The sequence below is a fragment of the Beggiatoa alba B18LD genome (genome assembly GCF_000245015.1).
GTDB classification, from domain to species: Bacteria; Pseudomonadota; Gammaproteobacteria; order Beggiatoales; family Beggiatoaceae; genus Beggiatoa; species Beggiatoa alba.
On the sequence record NZ_JH600070.1, the window covers coordinates 3640950 to 3653859 of the forward strand.

Annotated in this window: 15 protein-coding genes; 14 read left to right on the forward strand and 1 reads right to left on the reverse strand. The window is 40.1% G+C overall.

Features of this window, described 5'->3' with window-relative positions; all coding sequences use genetic code 11:
• Window positions 1–44: 44 nt before the first annotated feature.
• Window positions 45–1229 carry a FecR family protein gene (locus BEGALDRAFT_RS14945; RefSeq protein WP_002691399.1) on the reverse strand — a complete coding sequence of 395 codons (1185 nt, stop codon included), beginning with the start codon at window positions 1227–1229 and terminating at the stop codon, window positions 45–47.
• Window positions 1230–1403: 174 nt separating this feature from the next.
• Here BEGALDRAFT_RS14945 and BEGALDRAFT_RS14950 point away from each other — a divergent pair, with 174 nt between their 5' ends.
• From BEGALDRAFT_RS14950 to BEGALDRAFT_RS15015, 14 genes are all read left to right on the forward strand, one after another.
• A complete protein-coding gene (locus BEGALDRAFT_RS14950; protein ID WP_002691401.1) occupies window positions 1404–1817 on the forward strand; it encodes a VanZ family protein in 414 nt (137 codons plus the stop codon).
• A 9-nt stretch (window positions 1818–1826) separates the two neighbouring features.
• Window positions 1827–2735 (forward strand): glycosyltransferase family 2 protein, encoded by a 909-nt coding sequence (locus BEGALDRAFT_RS14955; RefSeq protein ID WP_002691403.1) that lies wholly within the window; start codon window positions 1827–1829, stop codon window positions 2733–2735.
• A 4-nt stretch (window positions 2736–2739) separates the two neighbouring features.
• Window positions 2740–3120 carry a carbamoyltransferase N-terminal domain-containing protein gene (locus tag BEGALDRAFT_RS14960; RefSeq protein ID WP_040294995.1) on the forward strand — a complete coding sequence of 127 codons (381 nt, stop codon included), beginning with the start codon at window positions 2740–2742 and terminating at the stop codon, window positions 3118–3120.
• Between the two features lie 22 nt (window positions 3121–3142).
• Window positions 3143–3472, forward strand: coding sequence for a transposase (locus BEGALDRAFT_RS14965; protein ID WP_040294833.1), 330 nt, complete (start codon window positions 3143–3145; stop codon window positions 3470–3472).
• 20 nt (window positions 3473–3492) lie between these two features.
• The gene (locus BEGALDRAFT_RS14970; protein ID WP_198284588.1) at window positions 3493–4014 is read left to right on the forward strand and encodes a transposase; all 522 of its coding nucleotides are present in this window, start codon (window positions 3493–3495) and stop codon (window positions 4012–4014) included.
• A gap of 18 nt (window positions 4015–4032) precedes the next feature.
• Entirely contained in the window at window positions 4033–5427 is a 1395-nt protein-coding gene (locus BEGALDRAFT_RS14975; protein WP_232282004.1) for a carbamoyltransferase family protein, read from the forward strand.
• Window positions 5428–5518: 91 nt separating this feature from the next.
• Entirely contained in the window at window positions 5519–6190 is a 672-nt protein-coding gene (locus tag BEGALDRAFT_RS14980; RefSeq protein WP_002691405.1) for a class I SAM-dependent methyltransferase, read from the forward strand.
• A gap of 31 nt (window positions 6191–6221) precedes the next feature.
• Window positions 6222–7412, forward strand: a complete 1191-nt coding sequence (locus tag BEGALDRAFT_RS14985) for a glycosyltransferase family 4 protein (protein WP_002691407.1) — start codon at window positions 6222–6224, stop codon at window positions 7410–7412.
• Between the two features lie 4 nt (window positions 7413–7416).
• A complete protein-coding gene (locus tag BEGALDRAFT_RS14990) occupies window positions 7417–8391 on the forward strand; it encodes an NAD-dependent epimerase/dehydratase family protein (protein ID WP_002691410.1) in 975 nt (324 codons plus the stop codon).
• Window positions 8392–8431: 40 nt separating this feature from the next.
• On the forward strand, window positions 8432–8866 hold the full coding sequence (gene arsN2, locus BEGALDRAFT_RS14995; protein ID WP_002691411.1) for an arsenic resistance N-acetyltransferase ArsN2: 435 nt from the start codon (window positions 8432–8434) through the stop codon (window positions 8864–8866).
• A 28-nt stretch (window positions 8867–8894) separates the two neighbouring features.
• Window positions 8895–10013 carry a hypothetical protein gene (locus BEGALDRAFT_RS15000; protein ID WP_002691413.1) on the forward strand — a complete coding sequence of 373 codons (1119 nt, stop codon included), beginning with the start codon at window positions 8895–8897 and terminating at the stop codon, window positions 10011–10013.
• On the forward strand, window positions 9961–10233 hold the full coding sequence (locus tag BEGALDRAFT_RS15005) for an HPr-rel-A system PqqD family peptide chaperone (RefSeq protein WP_002691414.1): 273 nt from the start codon (window positions 9961–9963) through the stop codon (window positions 10231–10233). The genes BEGALDRAFT_RS15000 and BEGALDRAFT_RS15005 overlap by 53 nt, the downstream gene beginning before the upstream one ends.
• An 85-nt stretch (window positions 10234–10318) precedes the next feature.
• A complete protein-coding gene (locus BEGALDRAFT_RS15010; RefSeq protein WP_002691416.1) occupies window positions 10319–12214 on the forward strand; it encodes an ATP-binding cassette domain-containing protein in 1896 nt (631 codons plus the stop codon).
• Between the two features lie 22 nt (window positions 12215–12236).
• Complete coding sequence (locus tag BEGALDRAFT_RS15015; protein ID WP_002691418.1) at window positions 12237–12875, forward strand: Uma2 family endonuclease; 639 nt, start codon at window positions 12237–12239, stop codon at window positions 12873–12875.
• The last annotated feature ends 35 nt before the right edge of the window (window positions 12876–12910 follow it).

Consider the following 12910-nt stretch of genomic DNA (forward strand, 5'->3'; position numbering starts at 1 on the left):
TTCACTACTCATTATTTTCTAAAGAGTAGTGAACTTGTAGAAAACTATTGATTAGGACTGACAGTTTCTTCCACTCTGTCTGTTGTTATTGGTGTGAGTAAAGGCAACACCGCCGCTTTAATGGAAGCAATTAAATTAAAGCTCTCATCTAACGTTAAGCCGTTTTCTAAGGCGAGAATGACAGATAATGCAATCGGTAACGCAACTTGAGGGAAGACTAACGTAATTTCGCGCACAATTTGCACTGCAGATTTTGGCGCGATAATCGCCATGGCTAAGGCTAATTCATACGCCATAAATGAAGGAATAATCCGCGCAACTGCTGCTGCAACATCATCAGCTGATTCCAAGTCATTAATAATGATGGCAATTACCGCATTAATAACATCGCGTTTAATCGCTTCACGTTCGCTATCTGTTCCACGTTTTAACAAAGCAACAACAAGGTTTTCTGCCGCAGTCACCGCATCAATGCCTGCATCAATTAACTGTTGACCAATAGCAGCAGGAGATTCTTCTCTCTCTAATGCATTCTCAATTGCTTGAGCAGGCGTTAAGCCATTGGCAATGTCTTCTGCAATCGAGCCATAAGAATACCAACCCGTTTCCGTAACAGGGGCTTGATAAGGCTCATATCCTGCTTCAAACACACCATTTTTTTCAGTAATAAATGTATGCGTTTTTTCATTTAAGACTAAGTTTGGTTTGTCTTTTGGGTATCCTTTATACCAAACAACAATAGTCCCTTTAATAACAATGACATCTAAACGGCGTTTTTCAGCATTATAGCGTAATAAACACTCCGTTCCGCGAATTCCTAAAGTTGCAATTTCTGTTTCATAAGTGACTTGATTCGGTGAACGTTTTCCCATTAATCCTGTTAAAAAACGAAAACTTCCTTCCGTCAAATGCACAACACTTTTATCTTGAGTCGCTTGTGTGGCTTGATAATTGTAACCTTGAATTTTTAATTCACTTTTTTCATAAATTGCAAATTTTCCTTTATCAATCATCATTAAGCGGGCAATACCATCGTTACCTGTACGTATTGTATCCCCTGCATTAAACGTTGAACCTGCATTTAAGCTTAATTGCTTTGTATCCGAAGTGATTAAGGAGACTTGCCCGCGTAATGCCTCTACTTTTCCAACAGTAGTGCTTGCCATCACGCTGGTTTGCAAACAATACAAACTTAGCAAAACGACGAAAAAATTTTTTATCGTAGCCATACATAACGCCTCTAATAAAAACGGTTTTTTAACGATTAATAACCCGTTAGTGATGGAATAAAGCATGTATGATAAATAAGTTATACATGTGACTAATTTGTCTATTTTAATATAAATATCGCATAATAATAGGTATCTTTTCACCTATTCTCTTGCCATTTACGACCCAAACTCATGCGTAGCTATCGCTATTTTTGCTCAACTGTGACGCTTTGTTATCTGCTTGTACTGGTTTTTCTGAGTTTAAATCCATGGGTAAAACCAGCCGCTAACGATATTATCACAGGCTTGTCATGGGATAAGCTAGAACATGCTTTTGCTTATACATTATTTGCCTATTTACTGTTTTTAACATCAATGACCTATAATGTAGCCTTTTCAACAGGGAGCTTTTTGAGCATATTATTTGTTGTTGCAGGCTTAGGCGGACTATTAGAAATCGCACAAAGTACATTAACACAGACACGTAGTGGCTCTTGGGATGATGCAATGGCTAATGCGTTAGGTGCATTATTAGGCTGTACACTTTACCGTATTACCCTGCCGTTTTTTCGTCGATGGCAACTGTTAAACTCATCAGTTTTATAGGACTTTTGCATGTCTGAATCAAATGCTGTACCACTTTCTATTTTAATTCCCACCAAAAACGAAGAGCGTAATATTGTTGCCTGTATTGAAAGTGTTTCATGGGCAGATGAAATTATTGTTTTTGATTCTTATAGTGATGATAACACGCTACAACTTGCGCAATCTTTAGGCGCGAAAATTGTACAACGGCGATTTGATAATTTTTCCACCCATAAAAATTGGGCAATGGCAAATATTCAGTTTAAACATAAATGGTTACTGATTGTAGATGCGGATGAACGAATTACAGATGAATTACGCGAAGAAATCCGCCAGCTATTTATGCAACAACCTGATTGTAAAGGTTACTATATTGCCCGTAAAAATTATTTTTGGAATACGTGGGTCAAACATGGTGGGCGTTTTCCTGATTGGCAGTTACGGTTGCTCCAAGTAGGCTATGGACATTACGAACAACGTATTGTTCATGAACACATGTTATTAAATGGCAAAGCTGGCTTTTTAAAACATCCTTTAATTAACTATGATTACAAAGGGATAGACCGCTATTTTGACCGTCAAAATACCTACGCCAGTATGGAAGCCGTAGAAGTCTTTAACATGCTTTACGGCACAAGCGATGCACAACAAATCAAACCCACTTTATTTGCGAAAGGACCCGCTCGTAATCGCTTCTTAAAAAATATTGCGTACCGTTACTTACCGTTTAGACCGCTCATTAAATTCATTTGGATGTACTTTATTAAACTCGGTTTTTTAGATGGAAAAATTGGCTTCCGCTACAGTGTGTTGCAAATGTTTTATGAATATCAAGTGAGTTTAAAACTAGAAGAATTACAAGACCCTGACTCACCGATTACCAAAAAATATCAAGCTTATTTACAGCCGACAATTCAACAACCCACTAAAAAAGGTTAATACTATGTATGTTTTAGGGATTAATGCTTATCATGGAGATGCATCTGCTTGTTTACTCCATGAAGGGCAACTCCTCGCCGCTGCTGAAGAAGAACGATTTTTACGCATCAAACACTGGGCAGGCTTTCCCGCTGAAGCAATTCGCTACTGCTTACAAGTCGCAGGTATCACCCTCGAACAAGTTGAACACATTGCTATTAATCGTGACCCGAAAGCGAATTTCTGGCGCAAAGTGCTTTACACGCTTAAAAAACGCCCAGAATTAAGCCTTATCCTTGACCGTTTAAAAAACGCCAAACAATGGCAAAGCATTGAAAGCGATTTAAAACAAGCCTTTCCCAAACATCATATTCATGCCCCGATTCACTATATAGAACCTATTTGAAGTCTAAGATAAAATGTAAAAGATGAAAAAACAAAACAAAAAGAGTCCTTACACAAGTAGCCTAACAGATGCAGAATGGGCAGTGGTTGAACCCCTCTTAAATGCGTTATTGCCCAAAAAAAAGCTTACCTGTCCGCATAAATGGGGCTATCGCCTGCTATTTGATGCAATGCTTTATCAGCTCAAAAATGGCTGCCATTGGGGCGACCTTCCTAAAGACTTCCCTCCCTATTCAACGGTTTATTGGCATTATAAACAATGGCGGGCTTCGGGAGTTATCGATAAACTGATGATAGGCTTACATGAAAATGCCCGCACGCAATCAAAAAAAACGCTCAATATACAAGCCTAATCATAGTAGATTCCCAAGCGGTGAAAAATACTTGTCTGGCGAGTCGTCAAAGTAAAGGCTTCTGCTTTTACAAAGCTACCAATGGAATTAAAAGACACTTAGCCGTTGATAGTTTAGGCTTGCCCTTGTTTACACGCTGTACAAAAGCCAATATCAATGATGACCTAGGATTGATTGAGCTGTTCAAGGAGAATATCGATTACTTCAGGAACAAACCTTTAGAGATGCCTAAAACGACAATTCTCTTGGATAATGGCTATCATCCTGTGCGTATTCAGGAAGCGTTAGAAAAAATTTATCCTGATATTCTGAGTAAAATCCAGTTTGAGTTATCTCCCAAGCCCAATAAGCAAGAAAAGTTAGCACAAGGTAAGACAGGCTTTGTACCTGTTAAAGCAAGATGGGTAGTAGAACGTTCTAATGCTTGGGTTGAGCGATGTAAGTCCTTAGTTAAGAACTTTGAACGGACTCTTGAGAATGCTAATGCTAAACTGAAACTGTGTTTTATCAGACTCATGATTAAACGAATCGCTTCTTTTTAAACATTTCAAATCGGTTCTATAGAACACCATCTTTCTCATCTCGCCTCCTCCTTTTTCGTCTCAAGTTATCAAGATGCGGTCTTAGTCTCTGTTGATGGTTTCGGCGACTTTGCCAGTGCTGCGTGGGGCATTGGAGAAGGGACAAAGATAAATATTGACGGAAAAGTTTATTTTCCCCATTCACTTGGCATGTTTTACCAAGCCATGACCCAATATTTAGGTTTCCCAAACTATGGCGATGAATACAAAGTCATGGGTTTAGCCCCTTATGGTGAACCACGTTATTTAAAAGAATTAAGACAATTAGTTAAATGTCAAACAGATGGCAGTTTTAAACTTGATTTGACATATTTTCGACATGCCACCGAAAAAGTCGAATACGAATGGCTCAACTGCTCTCCCAAAGTGGGCATACTTTATACCCCTGCTTTAGAAGACTTATTAGGTAAAGCCCGTCAAGCTAACGAGCCACTCACACAAGCGCATAAAGACCTTGCCCGCTCCACCCAAGCTATTTACGAAGAAGCCTTATTTCACCTACTTACAACGCTACACACTCGTTACCAACGCGATAAACTCTGTCTAGCAGGCGGATGTGCCATGAACTCTGTAGCGAATGGCAAAATTTACCAAAACACCCCTTTCAAAAAAATGTACGCCCAAGCTGCCCCTGGTGATGCGGGCGGTGCAATTGGCGCAGCTTACGTCGCATGGCATCAACAACAGCCCGCAAATCAATCCCCAACATCTGTATTTACCATGAATCATGCCTACTGGGGACCTGAATTTACAGATAATGATTTCAAAAAATTATTGGATACCAAACAAGTTGAACTTTCAACAGCTGATTGTCATATTCAATACTTGACCGATGAACAACAACTCTGCGAAAAAACCGCAACCGCCATTGCAGAAGGGAAAGTCATCGGCTGGTTTCAAGGGCGGATGGAATGGGGACCGCGTGCATTAGGTAATCGTTCTATTCTCGGCGACCCGCGCCGCCATGATATGAAAGACATTTTAAATCATAAAATTAAACGTCGTGAATCCTTCCGCCCCTTTGCCCCTGCCATTCTGCGAGAGTCAGTGCTCGACTGGTTCGAAACAGATGACGATGTGCCTTTTATGATGAAAGTCTTCAGCATTCGTCCACAAAAACGCGCAGAAATTCCTGCAGTTACCCATGTAGATGGTTCAGGGCGTTTACAAACGGTAGAACAACAAACCAATCCACTTTACTATCAGCTGATTCAACAGTTTCAACAACAAACAGGCGTTCCTATTGTTTTAAATACATCTTTTAATGAAAATGAACCCGTTGTTTGTCGCCCTGAAGAGGCACTTGATTGTTTCTTAAGAACAAAAATGGATGTGCTCGTGTTAGGACACTACCTAATCACTCGCCAAGCATAAACAATTATCATCGGTCTGAATGACACTCATCATATGAGACCTTATACCCTATAACACTTGCAAAGCGACAACAGACAGCCTAATAAAGCCCATGATTCCTCGTACACTTCGCCAACTCTATTACACACTTGCCCGCTACCCGATGAAAATAAACGGGTTAATTTATAAACACTTTCGTTGCCCCTCACACGGCTTAAAAGTCCAATTAGGGCCAGGGCGCGGAAAATATTTAGAGGGCTGGCTTAATTTAGATGCCAATCTAATCAGTGCTAAATTAGACGTATGGGCAGACTTACGCGACCCGCTCCCCTTTAAAGACAATGCGGTTGATGTCTTATTTTCTAACCATGTGATAGAACACCTACCCGACCCCCATATTCCCCAACATTTTGCCGAACTTTTTCGCGTAATTCGTGCTGGCGGTGGCATTCGTGTCGGCGTTCCTCACTTAGGTAATGCTTGTCGGAAATATGTAGAAGGCGATAGTACATGGTTTATCGATTATCCTGATAAACGGGAGAGCTTAGGCGGGCGTTTTATTAACTTTATTTTTTGTCGTAGCGAACATTTAACCGCTTTTGACGAAACCTATTTATGTGAACTCATCAAACAAGCAGGCTTTGTTGACATACAAATTTGTATGCCTACACGCACCACCAGCTTGCAAGATTTAGGGGTTGGTGAAAATGTGTTTGCTAAAGAATTCGAATCAGATTTTGTAACACCGCATACTTTGACAGTAGAAGCGCGGAAACCGCTATAAAAATAATATTTATAATTAAAAAAAGAACGCCATGAAAATTCTCATCCACGATTACGCAGGACATCCCTTTCAAGTACAACTCAGTCGCGCTCTTGCACAACGTGGCTATACCATTATCCACGCCTATTGCGCAACCGTTGAAGGCGCAAAAGGCAATTTGCAACAACAAGCCGATGACCCACAAACCTTGCGTATTGTTCCATTAAAAACCACGCAAGCCATTCAAAAATACAATTTTGTTAAACGTTGGCAACAAGAACGAGAATATGGGCACGTATTAGCGCAATTAATCCGCAATGAACAACCAACCATCGTTTTATCTGCCAATACGCCATTAGAAGCCCTAGCTATTGCGCAACAGTGTGTTAAACAAAGCAATAGCCGTTTTATTTTCTGGGTACAAGATTTAAATGGTTTCGCAACCTACAAGATTTTAAAGCAAAAACTGCCCGTTGTTGGTGGGTTAATTGGCAAATATTACATGTGGCTAGAAAAACGCTTACTACAGCGTAGCGATGCAGTCATTGTAATTAGTGAAGATTTTCTGCCCGCACTTGCTGACTATGCGGGACAACATCCTAATGCGCATGTTATTCCCAACTGGGCACCGCTTAACGAATTAATTCCTACGACAAAACGTAATTCGTGGTCAATCGAGCAAGCCTTAGCGGATAAAACCGTGTTTTTATACGCGGGAATGCTGGGATTTAAACACAATCCACAATTATTGCTAGCACTGGCGCAACATTTTCAACCACATCCTGATGTTGTTATCGTTGTGATTTCTCAAGGAATTGGCGCGGATTGGCTAAAAACACATGGGGCTAGCTTAAATAATCTAAAAATTCTCCCCTTTCAACCCTTTGAACAAATGTCGGCTGTTTTATCCAGCGCAGATGTATTAATGGCGATTTTAGAGCCTGATGCGGCTATTTATTCCGTCCCATCAAAAATTCTAAGTTATGTCTGTATCGGTAAACCACTACTTGTCGCTGTTCCTGATAATAATTTAGGCGCGAAAATTGTTAATCAGTCGCAATGTGGTAAAACCGTTCATCCAAACGATGAACAAAGTTTTATCCAACAGGCGCAAGCCCTATTAGATAATCCCATAGAACGAGAAAACATGGGCAACAATGCACGTCACTATGCACAACAGCATTTTGCAATTGATGCAATCAGCGAACAATTTTTAAAAATTTTCAAGCAATTAGGAGAGTAAGAGTATGCAAAAAACCGCATTAGTCTGTGGTGCTGGTGGATTTATTGGCAGTCACTTAGTCAAACGTTTAAAACGTGAGGGCTTTTGGGTACGTGGGGTTGATTTAAAATATCCCCAATTTGCACCAACAGAAGCCGATGATTTTCTAGTCGCGGATTTACGTGACCCCGTGAATTGTCGCGCAGTGGTTGATAGAGGTTTTGATGAAGTTTATCAACTCGCCGCAGATATGGGCGGAGCAGGATTTGTCTTTACAGGGGAAAATGATGCCGACATTATGCATAATTCAGCATTAATTAATTTAAATATGCTCGATGCGTGTTATAAACGTAATGTTAAACGGATTTTTTACTCTTCTTCCGCATGTATTTATCCTGAATATAATCAACTTAATCCTGATGACCCCAAGACTTCTGAAGAATCCGCTTACCCTGCCGCACCTGATAGCGAATATGGTTGGGAAAAATTATTCAGTGAACGGCTATATCTAACTTATCAACGCAATCATGGCTTAACGGTACGGGTCGCCCGTTACCATAATATTTTTGGCCCTGAAGGTTCATGGCGTGATGGACGCGAAAAAGCCCCCGCTGCGCTGTGTCGTAAAGTGGCTGAAGTTGCCGACGGTGGAACAATAGAAATTTGGGGCGATGGCAAACAAACCCGTTCATTTTTATATGTTGATGAATGTTTAGAAGGAACTTTGCGTTTAATGCGTTCGGATTGGACGGGACCTGTTAATATTGGTTCTGAAGAAATGGTTTCTATTAATCAGCTTGCACAGATTATTATGGAAATTGCAGGAAAACAGGTAAACTTAAAGCATATTCCAGGTCCGTTAGGTGTGCGGGGACGAAATTCTGATAATCATCTGATTATGCAGAAACTGGGCTGGAAACCAACAGAATCATTAAAAACAGGGTTAGCAAAAACTTATCCTTGGATTCAAGCACAAGTTGATGCATTGAAGAAAAAATAATAACGAGTTGTTACCATTGCAATAAAAAGTGAGGGATTGAATGGCATTTATTAGTGTTGCAGAACCTGATGATTTATCTAGGATTCAACGACTTTTAATCGATTGCCATCTTCCCTTTGAAGATTTAACCCCCGCTCATTTACAACGCTTTTGGGTTGTTAAACAAGGTCTAACCTGTATTGCTTCAATCGGTTTAGAAGAATGGGGTGATATTGGACTACTACGCTCGCTTGCTGTTAGATTTCCACACAGAAATAATGATTTAGCCAGCGAATTAGTCGATATGGCAGAATTATATGCGAAAGACCAAAAACTAAAAGCCTTGTATTTATTGACAACAACCGCAGTAGCTTTTTTCAGCAAACGTCATTATCAATTAATCACACGGGAAAATTTTCCTGAAGTCTTAAAACAAACCGCAGAATTTCACAGTTTATGCCCCGCAACAGCGGTTTGTATGTGGAAACCTTTGTAATCCTCTGTTATCTTCCTATTCCCGACCTATGCCCGCGTTTTTTCCAACCTACCGTTTTTTTGACCAATATATTCAACTTCATACGACGCATCAACCAACACTACAACTGTTTGATGCAATGTATCGACATTTTCAATGTGATGCGCCTACAGAAACACCGATAACGGTTTACCAGATTCAAGCAGAGCCAGAACTTTGTTTGATAACTGCAACAAAAACATACACGGTTAAACACAACAGTTTATTGCCTGCCATTGCGCACGGCGTGATTCTACGCCAAACACTTGCGAAAATTCGTAGCCATATTCTCTGCCATGCGGCTGTTTTATCCTATAATAATCAAGGTTATATTATTGTTGCGGACTCAGGTTGTGGAAAAACCACGTTAAGTTTAGCCCTTGTTAAACAAGGGTTTAAATTATTATCAGATGAAATGGTTGCGATTTCGCTGGCGACGGGAGAATTAACACCGTACCCACGTTGTTTATGGGTACGCACAGGGACACAAAGCGTTTTCCAACAAAATCAATGGGAATATCCTCCTCATCAAATTGTTTCTAAAAGCCAAAACCGCCAAGCTATTCAACTAACTGATGATTTATTAGGCAAAAATTGTCCACCGACTTATCTGATTGTGTTGCAAACACCGCCAACGCAACAAGAACGTTTATGTCGTGTTACCCTGCTAGAATTACCCGAGCATTTATTAGCTGAATTAGAAGAGGCTAACTGCATTGTTGCGATTACCTATAAAGAATCTAGCATTTTACCAGTGTTACATGTTCACGAAGCCCATTTACAACGCATTTACGACATTTGTGATCAGCATGAAACTTTAATTCTAAATGTTGAACAGCAAAGCGTGAGCAAACGCCAATATCAACAATTGCCTATTTTACAAAAAACTACCAAACTCACGGGATTAATGGAGTTATTACGCGCCTTTTTAGGCGGACATCGCTCGGCTGTTTTAGAATTAGAAAACGATTATTCTCATCCTATTCATTTGCTTGCGCCGTTGACGAGGCACTTAATGCAAATAGATTGTTATCAACTGCAAGTCGGACAACTCGCACAGATGGTGAAACTGATTCATGACTTACCCAAACTACCCGAAACAAATAGCAGTCCTTTCGCAACAAATTGACCAAGAAGTTGTTTTGCATGACCCCCGCACGGGCAAAGTGTATATGTTAAATCCAACGGCTTCGTTAATTTGGTCGCTTTGTGATGGGGCACATAGCACAATGGATATTGTCGACACACTACAAGCACAGTTCCGTCAAACGCCTGATAGTCTTCTCATCACAGTAGAAAAAACCATTGCTGAATTAACTGAATATGGACTTATTCAATCAGCTATCTAAGCTTATTTTTTAATCCATCCTCCTCAATTTTAAACAACTTTAATATATAAGTTGTTATATAGTTTTTATAAAGTGAAAATTTATTATGTTATTAATCAGCTTAGATAAAGTCAGCATTGCTTATGGGCATGTTGCCTTATTGGATAATGTCGAATTACGAGTCGATACAGGTGAAAAGATTTGTTTAATCGGACGGAATGGTGAAGGAAAATCGACTTTATTAAAAATTATTGGGGGGACTATCAAACCCGACCAAGGGCGCGTCGAGCGACAAAATAATTGCCGTATTGCTTATTTAACGCAAGAACCTGAATTTGATGAGCAAGATACTATTTTCCATGCAGTTGCCAAAGGATTGGGCGCAGTTGGGGAATTAATGGAGTCTTATCACACATTAACCCAAGCCTTAACTCATCAAGTATCTGATGAACTGCTCACGCAATTAGAAAAAGTTCAGCATCAATTAGAAGCACAAGATGGGTGGTCATTAGAACAAAAGGTAGAAACGGTTTTATCTCGTTTAGAATTACCCGCCGATAAAAAAATTTTTGAATTATCTGGTGGTTGGAAGCGTCGTGTTGCTTTAGCACAAATTCTTATCCAAGAGCCTGATTTACTATTACTTGATGAACCGACGAACCATTTAGACATAGAAGCGATTGATTGGTTGGAAGAGGTTTTAATCAATTTCAAGGGTGGTTTATTGTTTGTCAGCCATGACCGCCGTTTTATGCAACGGGTTGCTAATCGAATTATTGAATTAGATAGAGGTAAATTAACCAGTTATCCTGCTAGTTACGATGCTTACTTAGAATTGAAAGAAGCGAATTTAGCGGCTGAAGCAACGCAAAATGCTAAATTTGACAAGGTATTAGCGCAAGAGGAAGTCTGGATTCGTCAAGGGATTAAAGCCCGTCGTACTCGTAATGAGGGGCGCGTGCGTGCGTTGAAAAAATTGCGCGAAGAGCGTAAGCAACGGCGGGAAAAAATGGGAACAGTTCGCCTGAATTTAGACCAAGGCGATACTTCTGGAAAGATTGTTATTGAAGCCGATAGAATTAATAAAGATTATGCGGGTAAAAGCATTATTAAAGATTTTTCAACGGTGATTTTTCGCGGTGACAGAATCGGCTTAATCGGCGCAAATGGGGCAGGAAAAACGACCTTGCTTAAAACCTTATTGGGTGAATTAACGCCTGATAGTGGCAGTATTAAGCATGGTACTAAATTAAGCGTCTTGTATTTTGACCAACTCCGTACACAATTAAACCCTGAACAAAGTGTTTTTGATGTGGTTAGTGAAGGACAAGATTTTATTGAAATCAATGGGCAACGTAAGCATGTGATGTCTTATTTAGCCGACTTTCTCTTTCCGCCTGCTCGTGCTCGTTCACCTGTTAAATCACTGTCTGGGGGAGAACGTAACCGTCTATTATTAGCGCGTTTATTTACGAAACCTGCGAACGTTTTAGTATTAGACGAGCCAACGAATGATTTAGATGTGGAATCTTTAGAATTATTGGAAGAGTTATTGGCTGACTATACAGGCACATTATTATTAGTCAGCCATGATCGACGTTTTTTAGATAACGTTGTCACGTCAACATTAGTTTTTGAAGGGAATGGCAAAATTGCGGAATATGTAGGTGGTTATGAAGATTGGCTTTATCAACGCCCTGCATCTATAGAAAGTGTAAAACTCCCGAAAAAAGCAGAAAAAGTCCCAGAACCCGCTAAAACCAGTATATCAGCCCCGACTAAAGGGCGGAAACTCAGTTATAAAGAGCAACGGGAATTAGACGAATTACCGTTAAAAGTTGAACAGTTAGAGAAAGAATTACAGGCGTTACAGTTGGTAATGAGCGATGCAGCTTTTTATCGTAAACCCAGCACGGAAATTAATGCGACAACGGCAAAAGTTCAGCAGTTAGAAACGGAATTAGCTGCTGTTTATGCACGTTGGGAAGCTTTAGAGCAGTAGCGACAATTCGTCGAGGTTTATCATGCAACTTGATTTACAACAACTTATTATTCCCGCAGGGCAGCATGTCTTATTAAACAATATTGACTGGGCAAGTTTTGAAGCCATTTTGCAGGAATTAGGCGAACATCGGGCAAGCCGTCTTACTTATCATCAAGGTGTTTTAGAAATCATGACACCCCTATTGCAACATGAATCTGCCAAAGAGTTAATCGGTGATTTTGTTAAAATTCTACTAGAGGAACAAAACTACGATTTTAATAGTGTCGGTTCAACCACGTTTAAAAGTGTGACGATGAAATATGGGATTGAGCCTGACCAATGTTTTTATATTGAACATGAACCGCAAATTCGTGGTAAAGACCGTTTAGATTTAAAAATAGACCCTCCGCCAGATTTAGCGATTGAAATTGATATTACTAGCGAAACATGGATAAGCACGTATGAAGCCTTAGCCGTGCCTGAATTATGGCGATACGATGGGCATGAGTTGCATATTTATGTTTTACAAGAAGGACATTATGTGCAAACTGAGCAGAGTTTACATTTTCCGCAATTTCCAGTTGTGCAAGCGATTCCTGATTATTTACAGCAAACTAAGGTTGCAGGGCGGAATAAGGTGATGCGGGCGTTTCGGGCGTGGGTGCGTGGTTTTTTATGACTCTTTGATCCACGAAAAGCACGAAAAAAGATGAA